Origin of the sequence: Limnohabitans parvus II-B4 (genome assembly GCF_003063455.1) — a bacterium.
GTDB lineage: Bacteria > Pseudomonadota > Gammaproteobacteria > Burkholderiales > Burkholderiaceae_C > Limnohabitans_A > Limnohabitans_A parvus.
Genome location: NZ_NESN01000002.1, coordinates 554,312 through 575,527 on the forward strand (window position 1 = coordinate 554,312; position 21,216 = coordinate 575,527).

Below are 21,216 nucleotides of genomic sequence, written 5' to 3' on the forward strand. Positions count from 1 at the left end.
CAGTCTTTCGGTTGTCCCCTCACAGGACTAGCATGAGGCCATCTTTTTGACGATGGAGAACCCCATGAAACTGATCACCACCCTGAGCCTGTTGCTGGGCGCAGCCCTGGCCGTTCAGGCCCCTGCGCAAGCGCAAAGCTATCCCAACAAGCCCATCAATCTGATGGTGCCCTACCCGGCTGGCGGCCTGTCGGACATCATCGCGCGCAAGATCAACGTGCCCTTGGGGGCCGAGCTCAAGCAGCCCGTCATCATCGAAAACCTGGGCGGCGCGGGCGGGGCTATTGCGGCGCAAAAAGTGCTCAATACCCCCGCAGACGGCTACTACCTCTTCCAGGGCTCGCCCAACGAACTCATCCTCGCCCCCTTGGCCATGAAGGCCGTCAAGCACAAGCCCGATGACTTTCGCCTGATCCAGCGCATGGCCATGGCCCCCATGGCCATCATTGCCAGCAAGAATTTCCCGGGCAATACCCCGCAAGAGATGGTGGCCGAAATCGTCAAACGCGCCAAAGCGGGCAAACCGGTCAATTACGCCAGCGTGGGCACCGGCAGCTTCTACCATTTGCTGGGCGAAGAAATGGCCAAGAAGCTTGGCGCTGAAATGCTGCATGTGCCCTACAAAGGTGGTGGCCCCATCACGCAGGATCTGATGGGTGGCCAGATTGACCTGTTCATCACCCCTTATGGCGCACCCCATGTGCACATGGCCAAAGAAGGCAAGATCAAATTCATTGCCGCTTTGTCACCCCAGCCGCAGCGCCTGATTCCGGATGTGCCCTCGGTGGACCAGGCCAAAGAACTCAAAGGCTTTCATTACACGATTGGCAGCGGCTATTACGTGAAAAAAGGCACGCCTGAGCCCGTCGTCGAAGCCTTGCACCGGGCGCTGACCAAGGTCATGTTCGACGCCGATTTCCGCAACACCATGACCGCCATGGGCCAGGAAGTGGGTGAAGCTTTGCGTTTGGACCAGACCGATCAGGTCTATGCCGATGAGGTCAAGCTGTACCAGGGCATCGCCAAGTCCATCAAGCTCGAAGCCCAATGAGTGTGCTGCATGCCCTGCAAACGCGTGCCGCGCCCTTTGTGGCGCTGCGCCACGATTTGCACCGCCACCCCGAGCTGGGCCTGAAAGAGTTCCGCACCTCTGAGCTGTTGGCCCAGCAGTTGCAAAGCTGGGGCTACACCGTCACACGCGGCTTGGCGACGACGGGCCTGGTGGCCCAGCTCCAGCGCGGCAAGGGCGGCAAGCGTCTGGGCCTGCGGGCCGACATGGACGCACTGCCCATCCACGAAGTCAATGTGTTTGAGCACCGCAGCGTGCACGAAGGCGTGATGCACGCTTGTGGCCACGACGGGCACACCGCCATGCTGATGGCGGCGGCGCAGTACATTGCCCAAGAGGTCGAGTTTTCGGGCACGTTGAACCTGATCTTTCAGCCGGCCGAAGAGCACCCGGGCGGCGCGAAGATCATGATCGAAGAAGGCCTTTTCGAGCGCTTTCCATGCGATGCCATTTTTGCTGCGCACAACATGCCCGGCATTCCGGCCGGGCAGCTGGTGTTCATCGAAGGCCCGGCCATGGCCTCCAGCGACGACGTCACCATCACGCTGACGGGTGTGGGCGGGCATGGCGCCATGCCGCATCGCTCACAAGACCCGATCGTGGCGGCAGCGGCCATCGTCATGACGCTGCAAACCATCGTCTCGCGCAATGTGGACCCACAGCACACGGCCGTCATCACCGTGGGTTCGCTGGTGGCGGGCAAAGCCAACAACGTGATCCCTGCCAGCGCCCGGTTGGAGCTGAGCGTGCGCTCGCTCGACCGCGACGTGCGCGACCTGCTGCAAGCGCGCATCACCGCCTTGGTCACAGCGCAGGCCCAAAGCCTGGGTGTGCAAGCGCACATCGACTACAAGCGCGATTACCCCGTGCTGGTGAACACGACCGAAGAGACCGAACTGGCCCGCCAAGTGGGCACCGAGCTGCTGGGTGCAGAACGCATCACGCGCCAGGGCCGCCCGCTCACGGGCAGCGAAGACTTTGCCGTCATGCTGGAACACTGCCCCGGCAGTTATTTCATGATCGGCAATGGTGCGGGCGAGAGCACGGGTGAAGGCACAGGTGACAGTGCGGCCGCCCACGCCTGCATGGTGCACAACCCGGGCTACGACTTCAACGACGACATCTTGCCCGTGGGCGCGGCCTTCTGGGCCTTGCTGACACAACGCTACCTGAAAGACTGAACACCATGACCACCGCACTTTGGCAACTGAGCGCCACCGAACTGGCCGCACGCATCGCCCGCCGCGAGACCACCGCACGCGCCGCCACCGAAAGTGTGTTGGCCCGCATTGCCGAGGCCAACCCGCAGGTCAACGCCCTGGCCAGCGTCACGCCCGACAAAGCCTTGCAAGCCGCCGATGCGGCCGACGCCGCGCAGGCTCGGGGCGATGCTCTGGGGCCACTGCACGGCGTGCCCGTTACCATCAAGATCAACATCGACGTGCAGGGCGAGGCCACCGACGAAGGCGTGCACGACTTCAAAGACAACATCGCCAGCACCGACTCACCCCTGGTGCAGTCCATGCGCGAAGCGGGGGCCATTGTGGTGGGACGCAACAACGCGCCCGCGTTTTCGCTGCGCTGGTTCACCGACAACGCCTTGCATGGCCGTACACTCAACCCGTTTGACGCGGGTGTCACACCCGGCGGCTCCAGTGGCGGTGCAGCCGTGGCCACCGCTTTGGGCATGGGCGCGATCGCGCACGGCAACGACTATGGCGGCTCGATCCGTTACCCGGCCTGGGCCTGTGGGGTGGTGGGCCTGCGCACCACGGTGGGCCGGGTGCCGTCTTACAAGGCCAGCGCCCCCAACCGCATCATCAGCAACCAGCAAATGTCGGTGCAAGGCCCGCTCACCCGCACGGTGGCCGATGCGCGTCTGGCTCTCCAAGTCATGGCGCAAGGCACGCCCCAAAGTTTGGCACTCGACCCGCAATGGGTACCAGCCCCGCTGGAATTTGCCGATGCCCAGCAGCCCACCCGCGTGGCGGTGTTCCGGAGCTGGGCGCATTCGGCTGTTGACCCCACTGTGAGCGCAGCGGTGGACCAGGCCGCCCGCTGGTTGGAAGCGGCTGGCTACACGGTTGAAGAGGCCGAGCCCCCGCACTTTGCCGAGGTCTCGGCCATGCAGTTTCACATGGTCATGAACGACATGCGCCGGGGCGGTGAGCCCTTCATGCGCGAGCACGGCGACGACGCTTTGCGCACAGCCCTCAGCCACTACATGGCCATCAACCCCGTGTGGGACCGCGATCAATATCTGGAAGCCATGACCCGGCGCTTCAACATCGCCCGCGACTGGGCGGTGTTTTTGGCGCGGTACCCGGTGCTGCTCATGCCCAACTCCTGGGAGCGGCAATTCCCCATCGACGACGATCAGCGATCGGCCGAACGCACCGCACAAATCCTGCTGGCGCAAGCGCCCTTGCTGAGCACCGCCACGCTGGGCTTGCCCGGCCTGTCGGTGCCGACCGGGGTGGTGAACGGCTTGCCCGTGGGCGTGCAAATCCTCAGCACCAAATTCCGCGAAGACCGCATGCTGGCTGCGGGCGAGGTGATCGAGCAAGCGGCGAAGTTTTCGGCGCTGGATTATTTGATGGGCCGTGGCTGATTTAGCAACGGGCCTTTGTTGCCAAACAGGGCGAGCCCAAAGGTCTCGCCAGCAAAAACTCAGCGCCCCACCACCCGCGCCATCTCCAGGCACTTGTTGGAGTAACCCCACTCGTTGTCGTACCAGGCCACCACCTTGATGAAGGTGCTGTCCAGCGCTATGCCTGCATCGGCGTCGAACACGCTGGTGCAGACCTCGCCACGGAAATCGGTCGAGACCACTTTGTCGGTGGTGTAGCCCAACACGCCTTTGAGCGCGCCTTCGCTTTGGGCCTTCATCTCGGCGCAGATCTCGGCATAGGTGGCAGGGCTGTTCAGCTCTGCGGTCAGGTCCACCACCGACACATCCGATGTGGGCACGCGGAACGCCATGCCCGTCAGTTTGCCTTGGATCGCCGGAATCACCACGCCCACCGCCTTGGCCGCGCCCGTGCTGCTGGGGATGATGTTTTCCAAAATGCCGCGCCCCCCGCGCCAGTCCTTGTTGCTCGGGCCGTCCACGGTCTTTTGGGTGGCGGTGGCCGCGTGCACGGTGGTCATCAGGCCACGCTTGATACCCCACTTGTCGTTGAGCACTTTGGTGATCGGGGCCAGGCAGTTGGTGGTGCAGCTGGCGTTGCTGATGATGGCTTGCCCGGCGTATGTCGCATGGTTCACGCCGTACACAAACATGGGCGTGTCGTCTTTGGACGGAGCTGAAATCACCACTTTCTTGGCGCCTGCGGCCAGGTGTTTGCCTGCGCTGTCCTTGTCCAAAAACAGGCCGGTGGCTTCGATCACCACATCGGCCCCGACCTCGTTCCACTTCAAATTGGCCGGATCGCGCTCTTGCGTGAGACGAATTTTTTTGCCATTGACCACCAAGGTATTGCCCTCCACGGCCACAGTGCCTTTAAAGCGGCCGTGCACGCTGTCGTACTGCAGCATGTAAGCCAGGTAGTCGGGCTCCAGCAGGTCGTTGATACCGACGATCTCGATGTCGTTGAAGTTCTGCACCGCTGCGCGGAACACCATGCGGCCGATACGGCCAAATCCGTTGATGCCGATTTTGGTGGTCATGTTTGTCTCTCTTTCGTTGAATGTGTGTGGGGGGCTGTTCATCGCGATCAGCGACAAGTGCCTATGTAACCATCGTATGCGAAATTGTGAAACTTTGTTACATGTCGGGTGGCTCGTGTGGGTTTGTTCTAGTTTTGTAACTGCGGAATGTTCCGTTTTGCATTGGGGGGGAACCATGGATGCGTGTCAGCGCACTGTCCTGCAAAATCCAACCGTCAGCAGCACTTGGCCTGCCTATAAGATGCCCTTAAGCCCCAAGCCAGGACGCAGCCCCGTGAACACCGCACACATCAACACCGACAACTTCAACAGCGAATGTTTTTGCATCAGCCTGGACGACCAGGCCTTGGCGAACACCATGGCGGCAGACATTGGCAACCCCGCATTGTTTGATTTGGTCCGCGACCGCTTGCCTTCGCTTTTTTCGGCGCGGCCGGTGGTGCTTTCGCAGGCGCAGGTGCAGCGCATGGCCCGATTGATCTCGGCCTTGGAGTCTGTCGTCGCTTTGCCCACTTACCGCGAAGAAGTGCTGGCCCGTTCAGACCCCATTGCCCGGCACCCAACGTGTGCCAAAAGCGTGTTCATGGGCTATGACTTTCATGTTCATGGCAACGAACATGGCCAAGGCTTTGGCCTGATCGAGGTCAACACCAATGCCGGCGGGGCGCTGCTCAACGCCTTGCTGGCCCGGGCGCAGCGTGCGTGTTGTTCCGAGATCGAAGCCATGGTGCCCACGGCGGCGCAGGTCGATGCACTGGAGTCCGCGTTCGTGGCGATGTTTCGAAACGAGTGGCGACTGGCCCAACCCGATCGCCCCTTGCAAACCGTGGCCATCGTCGATGCGTCACCTGAGCAGCAATACCTGTACCCAGAGTTTTTGCTCTTCCAGAGTTTGTTCAAACGCCATGGCGTGCAGGCGGTCATTGCCGACCCTTCGCAGCTGGCCTGGCGCGACAACCGGCTTTGGTTTGACAACATCGCGATCGATCTGGTCTACAACCGACTGACCGATTTCGCACTGAGCGAGTCGGCCCATGCCCATTTGCGTGAGGCCTATTTGCAGGACGCCGTGGTCTTGACGCCTCACCCGCAAGCCCATGCCCTGCTGGCCGACAAGCGCAATCTGGCTTTGCTGTCTAACGCAAACACATTGACGGCCATGGGTGTACCAGCTGCCACGCAAGCGGTGTTGCTGGATGGCATTCCTCAGACCGAGGTGGTGACCCCGGCCAACGCCGAGCATTTGTGGACGCAGCGCAAGCACCATTTCTTCAAGCCCTTTGCGGGTTATGGCGGCAAGGCTGCGTATCGGGGCGACAAACTGACCCACCGCGTCTGGGGGGAAATTCTGGCCGGGGGTTACATCGCCCAAGCTTTGGTGGCTCCGGGCGAGCGCACGATTTCGGGTGGCGAATCGGCTCAGGTGCTCAAGTTCGATGTGCGCAATTACACGTACGATGGGCAGGTGCAATCGCTGGCTGCGCGTTTGTACCAAGGCCAGACCACCAATTTCAGAACACCCGGCGGTGGCTTTGCACCTGTGTATGTAGGTCTTTGAAGAATACCCATGTCCGTGCAAACCCGGTGCGTCAAGTTCAGCAAACCGGGTAAAAAGTCTTTTTGATTCGCCGTGTGGCGATGACCCTAAGGCGGCAGCGCCTGCGAAAGGCAGAGATGGGCATTTTGGAGTTTGATTATGTGATCGTGGGCGGCGGCTCGGCCGGTTGCGTGTTGGCCAGTCGTTTGAGCGAAGACCCTGCCGTGCAGGTGGCCCTGATCGAGGCCGGACCGCCCGACACCAGCGCCTTGATCCATTGCCCTGCGGGCATTGCGCTCATGGCCCGCACCGAAATTGTCTCGGAGGGCCTGAACACCGTGCCGCAACCCGGCTTGAACGGCCGCATCGGGTTCCAACCGCGTGGCCGCACCTTGGGCGGCTCCAGCTCAACCAACGCCATGGCCTACATCCGGGGCCAAGCCGTGGATTACGACACCTGGGCCCAGATGGGTTGCGCGGGTTGGTCGTGGGCCGAGGTGTTTCCCTACTTTCTCAAGGCAGAGCACAACGAGCGCATCCACAATGAGTGGCATGCCCAAAACGGCCCCTTGAACGTGGCCGACCTGCAAAGCCCCAATGTGTTTTCCAAACGCTTTGTAGAGGCGGGTGTGCAAGCGGGTTTGGCGCACACCACCGACTTCAATGGCCCCACCCAAGAAGGCGTGGGCTTGTACCAAGTGACGCAGAAGGCGGGCGAACGGTTCAGCGCCGCCAAGGCCTACCTCACGCCCAATCGTGATCGCCCCAACTTGCACGTCGTGACCGGCGTGACGGTGGACCGCATTGGCTTGGTGGATGGCGTGGCCCGCCATGTGCACACCGTGCAGGGTGGCAAGACCCAGACCGTGACGGCCCGCCGCGAGATCATTTTGAGTGCAGGCGCTTTCCAGTCGCCCGCCATCCTCATGCGCTCAGGCATTGGGCCTGCTGCGCACCTGCAAAGCCTGGGTATCGAGGTGCTCCGCGACTTGCCCGGCGTGGGCGAAAACCTGCACGACCATCCGGACGCGGTGCTGGTGGCCGATGCGCCTGGGCAAACCGATTTGATCGGCGTGTCACCCAAAGGCACATGGCACACCTTGCAAGCCTTGTGGGCATGGCACAAACACCGCAAAGGGCGCCTGACCACCAACTTTGCCGAGGGCGGCGCGTTTTACAAAAGCCGCCCCCATGAAGCGCACCCGGACATTCAACTGCATTTTGTGGTGGCCAAACTGGTGGACCATGGCCGCCAACTGACGCTGGGGCATGGCTACTCTTTGCATGTGTGCTTGCTGCAACCCGACAGCCGGGGCCGCGTGCAATTGGCCGACCGCAACCCGAACAGCGCACCGCTGATTGACCCGCAGTTTTTGAGCGACCCGCGTGACCTGCAGCGCTTGTGTGATGGTGTTCGCCAAGCCCAGCTCATCCTGGCTCAGCCTGCGCTGGCAGCGTATGGCAAAGAGTGGGCGGCATCCGCCAATGCCCGCACCGACGAACAACTGGACCACTGGATTCGCCAAAACGCCGACACGGTCTACCACCCGGTGGGCACCTGCCGCATGGGCCAAGACAAGATGGCGGTGGTGGACGCGCAACTGCGCGTGCACGGCGTACCCGGCCTGCGCGTGGTCGACGCGTCGGTCATGCCGCGCATCGTGAGCGGCAACACCAACGCGCCGACGATCATGATTGCGGAGAAGGCGGCGGATTGGATCAAAGCCTTGCACAAATGATCTATGGGCCGATGTATTTCAGGGTGTGAGAGCGCTGGTTGACGTGAGTTAGACCGATCGTTTGGAACCCGTCCACAACACCAGCAAGCTCAAACTCATACCGATGTGCAACAAATCACCAGGCAACAACGGCGGCACATTCAATTTCAAAGCAAAAGCCGTTAATGTCATCAGCAACAGCAGGCCGCCCAAAGCGGTGAGCTTCTTTTGATTTTTGACGGCCAAAACTAAAATGCACAGTGCAGAAAGCAGCGCACAAACCGCTGTCCATGCTTTGATCTGGGCCACCATGACCAGAAAAATGCAGGCAGTCGCTGCAACGATGGCATAAATCCATGCAAATCGGCGCTGCGTCGCCACCGCACTGTCAGGCTGAATGACGGCCATGGCCAGCAATGGCAAGCCCACCCCAGCGCCCAGCATGGAGAAAAATTGGTGGAGTGAAGGCATGGGCAGCAGTTCCGAAAAACGCAAAGCACCCAAAATGGCTGCAGCAGCCAAAAGCAATTGACTGAGTCGCCACGCAGGTCGCGCCTTGCTGGCATCAAAGGCCAATGCCAAACACACCATCGCCAAGGCAGCATCAAAAAGTGCTTGCAGGTTCATGCGATTTCCAGTGTGTTCGACCTTATGGCCGAGGTGCTTTCCTGGTGCAGTGAGCGCAAAAGCGTCAATGAAATCAGCAGCGTCGCCAAGGCAATACCGCGGACAACAAGCGGGACCGGATAGAACCATAACCCTGCGATCACAGGACTCAGCGTTAAAAGACAGCGCAAGGCTTCGAGCTTGGCAGCACGAATGCGGCTTTCAAAAACGCGACTGAGAAAAGCCGTACTGATCACGATCATCAAGGTGAAAGTCGCCCGCTCGGACCAGCTCAAATGAGAAGACACTCGCAAAAGCTCAATGACCATGGCCAATACAACACCCGAGGCGAGCCAGCCGTAAACCATCTGTCTGCGGGTGACGGGCGTTTCAAATCGTTTTGAAGTCTGCGCCGTTGAGAGAGGGTCAGTCTTGCCACCCACCATCCCAGGTGGTGCAAACATCACGTGGAGTTTTTCGCGCCAGCCTGTGACGTTGCGCATGTCACGCCAAAGTGTGGTGTAGTTTTTGAAATTGCCCCAAACAGGATTCCAGCTGTTCAATGGCGTCAAGGTGCCGTAGACCACAGGTTCGTCGTCGCGCTCTTCGGTGTAGGTGCCGAAAATTCGATCCCAAATGATCAGTGTGCCGCCATAATTTTTGTCGATGCAATAGTCGTTGCGCCCATGGTGGCAGCGGTGATTGGAGGGGGTCACGAAAATACGATCCACCCAACCGAGTTTGCCGACCAATCGGGTGTGACTCCAAAATTGATACAAGGCACTGACCAATGCCGTGATCACAAAGACCTTGACGGGGATGCCCACAATGGCCATCGGCAGATAAAAAATCCAGTAAAAAACCTGATTGGTCCAAGATTGCCGAAGAGCCGTAGACAGGTTGAATTCTTCACTGGAATGATGGACCACGTGAGACGCCCACAGCAAGTTCACCTCGTGGCCGCTTCGGTGGGCCCAGTAGTAAAAAAAGTCATACATAAAGAACGCCACGATCCAAACGGCCGGATGTCCGATGTCCCATTCAAAAGCGGCAACTTGGTCCACCACCAAGGCGTAGACAAAGATGGACATCAGTTTCAAGACGGAGCGTATCGTCTCGCTGACAAAGCCAATGTTCAGACTGGTCACCGTATCGTGAAAACGATAAACCTGTACAGCCCTCTTTTTGGATAGAAAGAATTCAAGAGCAATGAACCCCAGAAAAAATGGGATGGCGTAAAGAATAAGACCCATGAGCGCAAAGTTCCTTGTTGATTTTTCTCCCAGCGCCTGTGTCAAACTGTGCGCATGGCCTCTTGCGAGTCTGAAAGATTCGTCGCCAGATGAATGTCGGCCAGCCGACAAATAGAGAACAGAGTCACTATGACAAACCCTATATCTGGGACAAATGTGCGTGAAATTTTGGCCCAGACTGTCTTCGCCGCCGTGGGTGCCGAAGCCATGGAAGACTTGGTCCGCGTGGCCCGCATTGAGCACTTTAAGTTGCCGACTTTGCTGAGTGCTGCGGGGGAGTCACCAACGCATTTGCGTTTGGTCATTTCTGGGCATGTTGAACTTGTGACGCGCCATATTTCGGGTTCGGAAATTGTTGTGGGCCACATCGCCGCAGGGGGGTGGGTCACATGGTTGGCCGTATTCATGACCCAGGCGCCCACGCATGATTTTTACATCAGCGCATCATCAAGTTGTTTGGCTTTGCCCGTCAAAGATGTCCAGTCGTTTTGCGTCCAGTATCCCGAGATTTACCCTATGGTTATCCGCATGATTGGCCATCGCATGCGATTGCTCATTGAATGGACCGGTCAATCCGTGTTGGCCACGCCCGTGCAACGGATGGCCAAATTGTTGAGTGTTTTGGCGCAGGAGCAAAACAGGCAAACCGATCAAAACGGTGTGACTTTGTATGTGACACAAGCCAGATTGGCCAGCCAAGCGCGGTGTTCACGGCAAACGGCCAATCAGTTGCTACAGCAACTAGAGCAAGAGGGATTGATTGTTCCGGGATACGGTCAATTCACGATCCCAGATTGGACTCGTCTCAACCATTTTGCGGAAGGTCATTTGGAGTAACCGAGCCCATTCACGGATGGTTTGAATGAGCGTGCGGTATCTGGAAATTGCGGCAGGGTGCAGATAGAAGGTTACTTCTTCTTAGCCACCACCCGCACCATCTCCAGGCACTGCTTGGCGTAGCCCCATTCGTTGTCGTACCAAGCGACGATCTTGACGAAGCTCTTGTCGAGCGCAATGCCTGCAGTCGCGTCGAACACGCTCGCGCAAGACTCGCCGCGGAAGTCGGTGGAGACAACTTTTTCGTCGGTGTAGCCCAGCACGCCTTTGAGGGCGCCTTCGCTTTGCGCTTTCATTTCGGCGCAGATTTCGGCGTAGCTGGCGTCGTTGTTCAGTTCCACGGTCAGGTCAATGACCGACACGTCGGAGGTGGGCACGCGGAAGGCCATGCCAGTGATCTTGCCCTTGATTTCGGGGATCACCACGCCCACGGCCTTGGCCGCGCCCGTGCTGCTGGGGATGATGTTTTCGAGGATGCCACGGCCACCGCGCCAGTCTTTGCGCGAGGAGCCATCCACGGTCATTTGGCTGGCGGTGGCCGCGTGCACGGTGGTCATCAGGCCGCGCTTGATGCCCCATTTGTCATTGAGCACCTTGACCACGGGGGCCAAGCAGTTGGTGGTGCATGACGCATTCGACACGATGGCTTCGCCTGCGTATTTCTTGTGGTTCACGCCATAGACGAACATGGGGATGCTGTCTTTGGACGGGGCCGAGATCACGACCTTCTTGGCGCCCGCAGCCAGGTGCATTTGGCTGGTGGGCTCGGTCAGGTAGTGGCCCGTGCATTCGAGCACGGTGTGCACGCCCATCTCGCCCCAGCGCAGGTTGTGCGCGTCGCGCTCGTGCGAGAGCTTGATCTTTTTGCCGTTGACGATGAGTGTGTCTTCGGTGAAGTCCACGGTGCCATCAAAGCGGCCGTGCACGCTGTCGTACTTGAGCATGTAGGCCAGGTAGTCGGCGGGCTTGGGGTCGTTGATGCCGACGATTTGGATGTCGTCGTAGCCGTGCTTGAGTGCGGCGCGCAAAGCCAGACGGCCAATGCGGCCAAATCCGTTGATACCCAGCTTGATGGTCATGGTGAGAGCCTCAGGAGATAAGTTACTAAACCGTTACGTAACCGGATTGGAAACCAAGACCCTTTCAGAATCCTGATCCCCGGACCTGGCTTCAGCGCCTTGTGGGCGAGGAAGGGGTCCGGCCGGTCAGTGGCCGTTGTGGCACGCAGCACCCCGTGAGGGGCGCCGTGGCCAACGATCAGGCCTTGAGCAGTGCGGCGTGGACCGTGTCGGCCACGTTTTCGGCGGTGAAGCCGAAGTGTTTGAAGAGCACAGGTGCTGGGGCCGACTCGCCGTAGGTGTCGATGCCGACCACAGCGGCGCAGCCGTATTTCCACCAGCCGTCGGTGGAGCCCATCTCGACCGCCACGCGGGGCAGGCCTTTGGGCAACACGCTTTGCTTGTATTCGCTGTCTTGGCGATCGAACACATTGGTGCTGGGCATGGAGACCACGCGCACACCGATCTTGCGTTCGGCCAGCAGCTTTTGCGCGGCCAGGGCCAGTTGCACTTCAGAGCCGGTGGCGATGATCACGCCGTGGGTCTTCTTCATGCCAACGTGTTCTGGCTCAGACAGCACATACGCGCCACGGCTGATGTCGCCCAGATCGCTCTTGGGTGAGTAAGCCAGGTTTTGGCGCGACAGCAGCAGGGCTGAAGGACGGTTCGCGTTTTGCAGGGCCACGGCCCAGGCCACGGTGGTTTCGGCCGTGTCAGCCGGACGCCACACGTCCAGGCCAGGGATCAGGCGCAGGCTGGCGGCGTGCTCGATGGACTGGTGGGTCGGGCCGTCTTCGCCCAGACCGATGGAGTCGTGGGTGAAGACGTGGATCACGCGCTGCTTCATCAGCGCGGCCATGCGGATGGCGTTGCGCGAGTAGTCAGAGAAAGTGAGGAAGGTGCCGCCGTAAGGGATGTAGCCACCGTGCAGGGCCACGCCATTCATGATGGCGGCCATGCCGAATTCGCGCACGCCGTAGTTGATGTGGCGACCGATTTGGCCTTCGGCTGTCTTGACCACGTCACCGGCCAGGTCCACGCGGAAAGCGGGGGTGCTCTTGGTGTTGGTCAGGTTGGAGCCGGTCAGGTCGGCCGAGCCGCCCAGCATTTCGGGCAGCGCGGCGGTGAAGGCTTCGAGCGCCAGCTGGCTGGCCTTGCGGCTGGCCACGGTCTCGCCCTTGGTGTGGGCGGCGACCACGGCGTCAAACGCCACTTGGTTGAAGTTCTTGGGCAAGTCGCCCTTCATGCGGCGCACAAACTCTTTGGCTTGTGCGGGGAAGGCGGCTTTGTAAGCGGCAAATGCGGTGTTCCAGGCGGCTTCGCGGGCTTTGCCGGCAACTTTCGCATCCCAGTCGGCATAGACCTCTTTGGGGATCTTGAAGGGCTCGGCCGTCCAGCCCAGGGCTTCGCGGGTGAGTTTGATTTCTTCAGCGCCCAGAGGTTCGCCGTGGGCTTTGGAGGTGCCTGCACGGTTGGGCGAGCCCTTGCCGATGGCGGTTTTGCAGACGATCAAAGTAGGCTTGTCGGCGCTGTGTTTGGCGGCAGCGATGGCTTTGGACACGGCCGCAGCGTCGTGGCCGTCCACAGCGTCGATCACGTTCCAGCCGCAGGCGGCAAAGCGCTGGGGCGTGTTGTCGATGAACCAAGGGGCGACTTTGCCGTCGATCGAGATGCCGTTGTCGTCGTACAGGGCGATCAGTTTGTTCAGCTTCCAGGCGCCAGCCAGGGCCACGGCTTCGTGGCTGATGCCTTCCATCAGGCAACCGTCACCCAGGAACACATAAGTGTGGTGGTTGACGATGGCGTGGCCTTCTTGGTTGAACTCGGCAGCCAGCATTTTTTCGGCCAGCGCCATGCCCACGGCGTTGGTGATGCCCTGACCCAGTGGGCCGGTGGTGGTTTCCACGCCGGGGGTCACGCCTACTTCGGGGTGGCCTGCGGTTTTGCTGTGCAGCGTGCGGAAGTTTTTCAGGTCATCGACCGACAGCTTGTAACCCGTCAGGTGCAACACCGAATAGATCAGCATCGAGGCATGACCGTTGGACAGCACAAAGCGGTCGCGGTTGGCCCAGTGCGGGTTGCTGGGGTTGTGTTGCAGGTGATCGCCCCACAGCGCCACGGCCATGTCGGCCATGCCCATGGGCGCACCGGGGTGACCGGAGTTGGCTTGTTGAACGGCGTCCATTGCGAGGGCGCGGATGGCGTTCGCCATGTTGTGTGTATTGGCCATGTAGGGCAACTCCGGTGATGAGGTCGGGAAAACCCGTGATTTTAGCGGTTGTCCGCTGGGGCCCAAGGCGCAGGGATGGCGAAGAACAAAGCCAGCTTCAGTCCGGTGCCTCCTGGCGCTGCCGAGCCAGCACATAACGGCGCATGGCCACGGCCGGGGCATCGGCTACCACTGAAAACTCGTACAAATCTTCGGGTGGGGTGCTGGCCAAGGCCTGCTCTTGCAGGGCCAGACCGTCCACATCTTCTTGAAAAGCCACAAACAACTGATCGTGCATGAAGCGTGTGGTCTCGGGGTTGCCCAAAGCAAAATCGCGTCCGTGCACGATGAAGTAATGGGTGCTGGTGGCGGTTTCGGGCGTGGGCATGTGCGCAGTGCGGATGCGAAACTGGGGGCGCTCGTTTTCGGGCAAATTGCAATCGTAGAAAGTCACCGACACCTCGTGCAGCCCCAGACTGCGAAATTCGGAACGCACGATGCGGGCAGCCTGGCCCTGTCCGGTCAAGCCTGTGGGAATGGCCCACACCGGGGGCAAGGTGGTGGGCACGACGTTTCGCAGCAAGGCAAATTGGCCATCGCCGATGACGCTTTCAAAGGCCGCTTTGGCGTAATCGGGCGTCCCAAAACTTTTGGCGTGCAAAAAACTCAAATGCGTCAGGTCCAGCAGGTTTTCGTGCAGGCGCACATAACTGCCTTGAAGGCTCAAATAGCCTTGTGAGCGCTCCCACTCGCCGCTTTCCATCCAGTCTTGTGGCGGCAGTTTGGACAGGTCGGCAAGCTCTGCCTCGCCCATCCAAATCCAGACCACGGCACCGCGTTCGTGGGTGCGGTAGGACCGGATGCCCACGTTTTTGGGGCAGTTGGCTTGTGAGGGGACTTCGATGCAGTCGCCTTCTGCGTTGAAGCGCAGGCCGTGGTAACCGCACACGATGGTGTCTTGGGTCAATGTGCCTGCCGACAGTGGCATAGAGCGGTGCGGGCAGCGGTCTTCGAGTGCCACCACCTGCCCCGTGCTGGTTCTGTAAAAAACCAATTGGCGTCCCAGCAGGGTGCGGCCCAGCAGTTCTTCCTTAATTTCCTCGGCAAAGGCGGCCACGTACCAGTCGTTCATGACAAAAGGTGTGTGCCGGTCGGCCATGCGATCGGAGGCGTTTTGTGCGGCGGCAATGACGGCGGGCAGGGGGCGTGTCATAGGAGTTTGAGGGTTGAATGTCCGGGAAACAGTGTAGGTCTCCCAGGTCGGCTCGTCCTGTCCCGAGAGCGCCTCAAAGCATGGCAATATCCCACCATGTCGATTTCAAACGCTCCGATCCCGTCTACGCTCGGTACGGCTCCGGCCCAAGCCATGGTCCTCGCCGCAGGACGCGGCGAGCGCATGCGCCCCCTCACCGACACCACCCCCAAACCCATGCTGACCGTGCGCGGCCAGCCACTCATGCAGTGGCCCATGCAGGCCTTGGCACGGGGCGGTTTTCTCCACCAACTGGTCAATACCGCCTGGTTGGGTGAGCAGATTCCGGCGCATTTTGGCGACCGCACCACTTGGCCCGGCTTGCCCGAGGTGCAGATCAGTTACTCCCACGAAGGCCAGGACTTTGGCCAGGCGCTGGAAACCGCTGGCGGCATTGTTCGCGCCCTGCCCCGCTTGGCTGAGGTGTTTTGGGTGGTGGCCGGCGATGTGTTTGCGCCCGATTTCGTGTTCACGACTCAGGCCTTTCAACGTTTTGTCGCCAGCCCTGCATTGGCCCACCTGTGGTTGGTGCCCAACCCGGCGCACAACCTGGGCGGCGACTTTGGCTTGTCGGCCGAAGGCCTGGTGCTGAATCTGCCCAAAGGGGCGGCAGGCCGCGACCACACCTTCAGCACCATCGCGCTGTACAAAAAAGCCTTTTTTGTCGATTGCGGTGTGCCTGCGGGCAACCCCCAGGGCACCGCGCTGGCGCTGGCTCCCTTGTTGCGCTCGGCGATGGACCGTGGGCAGGTGACAGGCGAGGTGTATGCGGGCAACTGGACCGATGTGGGCACGCCCGAGCGGCTGGCGCAGCTCAATCAGAGCTAGGTGACCCCGAGGTTTTGTTGCCCGTGCAAGCGAGCCCCTGCTCACCAATGGGTCTAGTGCCCTGAACGCACTCGAACCCAGGGGCGGCCTCCTACAATGTTCAGATGACTTCTAACGCCCTCTACGCCCAACGCCGTGCCCGCCTCGCTGCCCAACTGGGCGCAGGCGGTATCGCCATCATCCCCACCGCGCCCGAGCGCCAGCGCAACCGCGACAGCGACTACCTGTACCGGCATGACAGCTACTTTTATTACCTGACCGGGTTCGCCGAGCCGCACGCCAGCTTGGTGATCACAGCCGAGGGCGAGTGCACGCTGTTTTGCCAAGCCAAAGACCTCGAGCGCGAAATTTGGGATGGCATCCGCCTGGGGCCAGACGCGGCACCCGCTGCTTTGGGCGTGAGCCGGGCCTTACCCATTGGCGAGATGGCCGCTCAGATGCCCAAGTTGCTGGAAAACCGCAGCACCGTTTGGTACCCCTTTGCCATCCACACTGGGCTGGAGAGTTTGGTGAACGGCTGGCTGCAGTCGGTGCGGGCCCGTGTGCGTTACGGCGCTTTGTGCCCCGAGCAGCAGCGCGATCTGTGCAGCCTGCTCGATGAGATGCGGCTGGTGAAAGACGCGCACGAACAAGACATCATGCGCCGCGCCAGCGCCATCAGCGCTCGCGCCCACATCCGCGCCATGCAGCGCAGCGCGGCCATGCTGCGTGCGGGGCAAGAGGTGCGTGAATACCACCTGGACGCTGAGTTGCTGCACGAGTTCCGCCAAAGCGGCTCGCAGTACCCGGCCTACGGCTCTATCGTGGCGGGCGGGGCCAATGCCTGCGTGTTGCATTACCGCGCCGACACCGCTTTGATCCAAAACGGTGATCTGGTGTTGATCGATGCCGGTTGCGAGCTGGACGGTTACGCCAGCGACATCACCCGCACCTTCCCGGCCAACGGCACATTCACCGGGCCACAACGCGCTTTGTACGACCTGGTGCTGGCTTCGCAAGACGCGGCCGTGGCAGCCACCAAAGCGGGCGCCCGTTTTGTCGATCCGCACGAAGCCACGGTGGCCGTACTGGCTCAGGGCCTGCTCGATGTCGGCCTGCTCGACAAGAACAAGGTCGGCAACGCGCAAGACGTGATCGCCAACCGCAGCTACTTCCAGTTTTACATGCACCGCACTGGCCACTGGCTGGGCATGGACGTGCACGACTGCGGCAGCTATGTCGAGCCCTCGCAGGTGGGCCAGATCAGCGAACGCCAAGACCCGCTGAGCGGCGAGTTGATCAAAGACCGACCGAGCCGCATCCTGCAGCCGGGCATGGTGCTGACCATCGAACCAGGCTTGTATGTACGCCCAGCTCCTGGCGTGCCCGAAAAATTCCACAACATCGGCATCCGCATCGAAGACGACGCCATCGTCACAGTCACCGGGTGTGAGTTGATCACCCGTGGTGTGCCTGTCAAGGCAGAGGAGATTGAAGCCTTGATGAAAGCCTGAGTCACATGACGGGACTTCAAGGCACCTGTGTGCGGTCGATCCAAGTCGGCCAGGTTCAGCCGCTCATGGTGGGTGGGCGCAAGCTCATGTCGGCCATTGGCAAGACCCCCGTGCAAGGCCCTGTGTCCGTGGGGCAGCTGGGTTTGGCCGGCGACGAACAGGCCGATCTGAGTGTGCACGGCGGCCTGAGCAAGGCGGTGTATGCCTTGCCTTCAGAGCACCTGACTTGGTGGCAAGCCCAGCGCCAGACGCAGGGCGCAACGATGTTCGTGGAAGAGCTGGCCCCCGGTTATCTGGGTGAAAACCTCAGTCTGCAAGGCCTGCTGGAAGAACATATTTTCATCGGCGACAGCTTGGACTTTGGTGATGTGGTTTTGCGTGTGACGCAGCCGCGTGAGCCCTGCGGCAAATTCAACGCGGTCATGGGTTACACCCATGCGGCCAAAGACATGGTGCAAAGCGGGCGTTGCGGGTTTTATCTCGCGGTGGACCGGCCGGGTCGCTTGCAAGCGGGTGCCCGTTTCGAAGTCATTTCGGGTCCGCAATCCATCAGTGTGGCGCAAGCCCTGAAGCACAAAGCGTGGAAGCATTTGCGTTGAATGCCGCCATTTGTGCGCAAAAGTCAAAAGCCAACTCACTTGCGAGGGGCATTACCCAGGCCTGATCCCTCGAATCAGGGGTCTACAATGAAAATACTGTCTGACTGTCGCCCTGGATGTTGACAAATCATTTGTCATCCAGATTGGCTGCTGAACCCTGGCACGCCTGACAGCACATCCCTACAACGGAGCAAAAAATGACCAACAAGGTCCAAGCCGAAGAAAAACGCGCCCAGTTGCGCAAAGCCGCTCTCGAATACCACGAGTTCCCCACCCCCGGCAAAGTGGCCATTGCTGCCACCAAACAGCTGGTCAACCAGCACGACTTGGCCTTGGCTTATTCCCCTGGCGTGGCTGCGCCTTGCGAAGAAATCGTCAAAGACCCGGCCAATGCGTTCAAGTACACCAGCCGGGGCAACCTGGTGGGCGTGGTGACCAACGGCACTGCCGTGCTGGGTTTGGGCGACATCGGCCCACTGGCCAGCAAGCCGGTCATGGAAGGCAAGGGCGTGCTGTTCAAGAAGTTCTCGGGCATCGACGTGTTCGACATCGAGATCAACGAAAAAGACCCCGACAAGTTGGTCGAGATCATCGCTTCGTTGGAGCCGACGTTTGGCGGCATCAACCTTGAAGACATCAAGGCACCGGACTGCTTCTACATTGAGCGCAAGCTGCGCGAGCGCATGAAGATTCCAGTCTTTCACGATGACCAGCACGGCACGGCCATTGTGGTGGGCGCGGCGATCCTCAACGGTTTGAAGATCGTGGGCAAAGACCCCAAAAAGATCAAGCTGGTCACCTCTGGCGCAGGCGCTGCTGCCTTGGCTTGCTTGGGGCTGCTGGTCAAGCTGGGCATCCCGCGCGAAAACATCTGGGTGACCGATTTGGCGGGTGTGGTCTACGAAGGTCGTACCGAGTTGATGGACGAAGACAAGATCCAGTTCGTGCAAAAAACCGAGCACCGCACGCTGCGCGAAGTGATTGCTGGTGCCGATGTGTTCTTGGGCTTGTCTGCGGGGGGCGTGCTCAAGCAGGACATGGTCAAGTCCATGGCGGCCAAGCCCTTGATTTTTGCGTTGGCCAATCCCAACCCTGAAATCAATCCCGAAGACGTCAAGGCCGTGCGCGACGACGCCATCATGGCCACAGGCCGCACCGACTACCCCAACCAGGTCAACAACGTCCTGTGCTTCCCCTACATCTTCCGGGGTGCGCTGGACTGCGGTGCGACCACCATCACGCTGGAGATGGAAATTGCGGCTGTGCATGCCATTTCAGAGTTGGCGCAAGCCGAACAAAGTGAAGTGGTTGCAGCGGCCTATGTGGGTGAGCCTCTGGCTTTTGGCCCGGAGTATTTGATTCCCAAGCCGTTTGATCCGCGCTTGATGATGAAGATCGCACCTGCGGTCGCGCAAGCGGCCGCCGACAGTGGTGTGGCTTCTCGCCCCATCAAAGACCTGGACGCTTACCGCGAAAAATTGCAAGGCTTTGTCTACGCCTCGGGCACCATGATGAAGCCCATCTTCACGGCTGCCAAGCGCGCCCTGAAAAAACGCATTGCCTACAGCGAAGGCGAAGAAGAGCGCGTGCTGCGCGCCGCCCAGATCGTGGTCGATGAAGGCATTGCCCGTCCCACCTTGATCGGTCGTCCTGCCGTGATCGCCGAGCGCATCGAAAAATTCGGCCTGCGTCTGAAAGAAGAGCTGGACTACGATGTGGTCAACGTCGAGCTGGACCACCGCTACCGCGATTTCTGGCAGACCTACCACCGCCTGACCGAGCGCAAGGGCATCACGCAGCAGATCGCCAAAATCGAAATGCGTCGCCGTTTGTCGCTGATTGGCGCCATGTTGCTGCACAAAGGCGACGTGGACGGCATGATCTGTGGCACCTGGGGCACCAACCCCATGCACCTGAACTACATCGACCAGGTCATCGGCAAGCGCGCAGGCGTCAACACCTACGCCTGCATGAACGGTTTGATGCTGCCGGGCCGCCAGGTGTTCATGGTGGACACCCACGTGAATTACGACCCGACAGCCGAGCAATTGGCCGAGTTCACCATCATGGCAGCCGAAGAAATGCGCCGTTTCGGCATCCAGCCCAAGGCGGCGTTGTTGTCACACTCGAACTTCGGCTCGTCCAACCAACCCAGCGCCGTCAAGATGCGCGACGTGTTGGAGTTGTTGCGTAAAAATGCGCCTTGGCTCGAAGTGGATGGCGAAATGCACGGTGACGTTGCATTGGACGCGGCAGCACGACAGGCCATCATGCCCAACAGCAGTTTGATCGGTGATGCGAATTTGTTGGTTTTGCCAAACATTGATGCCGCCAACATTGCCTACAACCTGCTCAAGACCGCAGCGGGCGGCAACATTGCCGTTGGCCCCGTTCTGTTGGGTGCTGCCAAGCCAGTTCACATCCTGACATCCAGCACCACCGTGCGCCGGATTGTGAACATGACAGCCCTGACTGTGGCCGATGCCAACGCCGCGCGTTAAGCCATAAAACGACAGCAAGCGCTAACTTGATGTTGGAATGCCCAGACAGGCTTTGCCTGTTTATTGGGCAATCGCTTGCTTTTTTATGGCGTTTGCCTCACACTAGTGCCTTCGAGTGTTCGGGTTAACCCGGGGACTTCTGAAAGGTGTTTTCATGAAAGTGGCGCGACAAATCGCCGCCCCGCAGCGCTGGATGCCGGTGCTTTTGGGGTTGGTGTTATCAATTTGCACTTTTTTGGTGCAGGCCCGTCCAGCCACCGAAGCACAAACTTCATCGACCATGTCGGTGACAGATTTGCCGCGAGAAGGCCAAGAAACGTACCAACTTATCCGCAAGGGGGGGCCTTTTCCGCATGAAAAGGACGGGACGGTTTTTGGCAACCGCGAGCGGATTCTGCCGCGCGAAGTGCGGGGGTTTTACCGTGAATACACCGTCAGAACACCCGGGGTGAAGCATCGCGGAGCGCGGCGCATCGTTTGCGGTGGCCAGGTTCCCCGAAATCCACAGACCTGCTACTACACACAGGACCATTACGCGAGTTTTCGCGTGATCGTCGACAAGCCTTGATTTTTTGACTTTAGAGAAA

17 protein-coding genes are annotated in these 21,216 nt (G+C 60.1%); 11 read left to right on the top strand and 6 right to left on the bottom strand.

Annotated features, from left to right (window positions below):
• The first annotated feature begins 64 nt into the window (after positions 1 to 64).
• The 3 genes from B9Z37_RS07365 to B9Z37_RS07375 are packed head-to-tail and all read left to right on the top strand — an operon-like array spanning position 65 to position 3,680.
• Entirely contained in the window at positions 65 to 1,051 is a 987-nt protein-coding gene (locus B9Z37_RS07365; protein WP_108312324.1) for a tripartite tricarboxylate transporter substrate binding protein, read from the top strand.
• The gene (locus tag B9Z37_RS07370; RefSeq protein WP_108312325.1) at positions 1,048 to 2,250 is read left to right on the top strand and encodes a M20 aminoacylase family protein; all 1,203 of its coding nucleotides are present in this window, start codon (positions 1,048 to 1,050) and stop codon (positions 2,248 to 2,250) included. The genes B9Z37_RS07365 and B9Z37_RS07370 overlap by 4 nt, the downstream gene beginning before the upstream one ends.
• Positions 2,251 to 2,255: 5 nt before the next feature.
• Positions 2,256 to 3,680, top strand: a complete 1,425-nt coding sequence (locus B9Z37_RS07375) for an amidase family protein (RefSeq protein ID WP_108312326.1) — start codon at positions 2,256 to 2,258, stop codon at positions 3,678 to 3,680.
• Positions 3,681 to 3,739: 59 nt separating this feature from the next.
• Here B9Z37_RS07375 and gap (B9Z37_RS07380) read toward each other — a convergent pair whose 3' ends face one another.
• Positions 3,740 to 4,738 (bottom strand): type I glyceraldehyde-3-phosphate dehydrogenase, encoded by a 999-nt coding sequence (gap, locus tag B9Z37_RS07380; protein ID WP_108312327.1) that lies wholly within the window; start codon positions 4,736 to 4,738, stop codon positions 3,740 to 3,742.
• Positions 4,739 to 5,012: 274 nt separating this feature from the next.
• Between gap (B9Z37_RS07380) and B9Z37_RS07385 the strand changes: the two genes are divergently transcribed.
• Positions 5,013 to 6,296, top strand: a complete 1,284-nt coding sequence (locus tag B9Z37_RS07385; protein ID WP_108312576.1) for a hypothetical protein — start codon at positions 5,013 to 5,015, stop codon at positions 6,294 to 6,296.
• Between the two features lie 116 nt (positions 6,297 to 6,412).
• Positions 6,413 to 8,014, top strand: coding sequence for a GMC family oxidoreductase (locus B9Z37_RS07390; protein ID WP_108312577.1), 1,602 nt, complete (start codon positions 6,413 to 6,415; stop codon positions 8,012 to 8,014).
• 48 nt (positions 8,015 to 8,062) lie between these two features.
• Here the strand turns inward: B9Z37_RS07390 and B9Z37_RS07395 are convergent, their stop codons facing one another.
• Positions 8,063 to 8,620 carry a DUF6962 family protein gene (locus B9Z37_RS07395; protein WP_108312328.1) on the bottom strand — a complete coding sequence of 186 codons (558 nt, stop codon included), beginning with the start codon at positions 8,618 to 8,620 and terminating at the stop codon, positions 8,063 to 8,065.
• Complete coding sequence (locus B9Z37_RS07400) at positions 8,617 to 9,852, bottom strand: sterol desaturase family protein (protein WP_108312329.1); 1,236 nt, start codon at positions 9,850 to 9,852, stop codon at positions 8,617 to 8,619. Before B9Z37_RS07400 ends, B9Z37_RS07395 begins: the two co-directional genes overlap by 4 nt.
• Positions 9,853 to 10,059: 207 nt before the next feature.
• Between B9Z37_RS07400 and B9Z37_RS07405 the strand changes: the two genes are divergently transcribed.
• Positions 10,060 to 10,689 (top strand): Crp/Fnr family transcriptional regulator, encoded by a 630-nt coding sequence (locus B9Z37_RS07405; protein WP_167394341.1) that lies wholly within the window; start codon positions 10,060 to 10,062, stop codon positions 10,687 to 10,689.
• Positions 10,690 to 10,760: 71 nt separating this feature from the next.
• Here the strand turns inward: B9Z37_RS07405 and gap (B9Z37_RS07410) are convergent, their stop codons facing one another.
• The 3 genes from gap (B9Z37_RS07410) to B9Z37_RS07420 all read right to left on the bottom strand — a co-directional run bounded on the left by gap (B9Z37_RS07410) (position 10,761) and on the right by B9Z37_RS07420 (position 15,169).
• The gene (gene gap / locus B9Z37_RS07410) at positions 10,761 to 11,768 is read right to left on the bottom strand and encodes a type I glyceraldehyde-3-phosphate dehydrogenase (protein ID WP_108312331.1); all 1,008 of its coding nucleotides are present in this window, start codon (positions 11,766 to 11,768) and stop codon (positions 10,761 to 10,763) included.
• A 178-nt stretch (positions 11,769 to 11,946) separates the two neighbouring features.
• Entirely contained in the window at positions 11,947 to 13,977 is a 2,031-nt protein-coding gene (tkt, locus tag B9Z37_RS07415) for a transketolase (RefSeq protein WP_108312332.1), read from the bottom strand.
• Positions 13,978 to 14,074: 97 nt separating this feature from the next.
• Positions 14,075 to 15,169: an aromatic ring-hydroxylating dioxygenase subunit alpha gene (locus B9Z37_RS07420; protein WP_108312333.1), complete on the bottom strand. Its 1,095-nt coding sequence runs from the start codon at positions 15,167 to 15,169 to the stop codon at positions 14,075 to 14,077.
• A gap of 153 nt (positions 15,170 to 15,322) precedes the next feature.
• Here B9Z37_RS07420 and B9Z37_RS07425 point away from each other — a divergent pair, with 153 nt between their 5' ends.
• The 5 genes from B9Z37_RS07425 (at position 15,323) to B9Z37_RS07445 (ending at position 21,197) form a co-directional block, all read left to right on the top strand.
• Positions 15,323 to 16,036 (top strand): nucleotidyltransferase family protein, encoded by a 714-nt coding sequence (locus tag B9Z37_RS07425; RefSeq protein WP_108312334.1) that lies wholly within the window; start codon positions 15,323 to 15,325, stop codon positions 16,034 to 16,036.
• Between the two features lie 104 nt (positions 16,037 to 16,140).
• The gene (locus B9Z37_RS07430) at positions 16,141 to 17,529 is read left to right on the top strand and encodes an aminopeptidase P N-terminal domain-containing protein (RefSeq protein WP_108312335.1); all 1,389 of its coding nucleotides are present in this window, start codon (positions 16,141 to 16,143) and stop codon (positions 17,527 to 17,529) included.
• Between the two features lie 5 nt (positions 17,530 to 17,534).
• On the top strand, positions 17,535 to 18,128 hold the full coding sequence (locus B9Z37_RS07435) for an MOSC domain-containing protein (RefSeq protein WP_108312336.1): 594 nt from the start codon (positions 17,535 to 17,537) through the stop codon (positions 18,126 to 18,128).
• Positions 18,129 to 18,325: 197 nt separating this feature from the next.
• Positions 18,326 to 20,629 (top strand): NADP-dependent malic enzyme, encoded by a 2,304-nt coding sequence (locus B9Z37_RS07440; RefSeq protein WP_108312337.1) that lies wholly within the window; start codon positions 18,326 to 18,328, stop codon positions 20,627 to 20,629.
• A gap of 154 nt (positions 20,630 to 20,783) precedes the next feature.
• Positions 20,784 to 21,197: a ribonuclease domain-containing protein gene (locus tag B9Z37_RS07445; protein ID WP_108312338.1), complete on the top strand. Its 414-nt coding sequence runs from the start codon at positions 20,784 to 20,786 to the stop codon at positions 21,195 to 21,197.
• Positions 21,198 to 21,216: the final 19 nt, after the last annotated feature.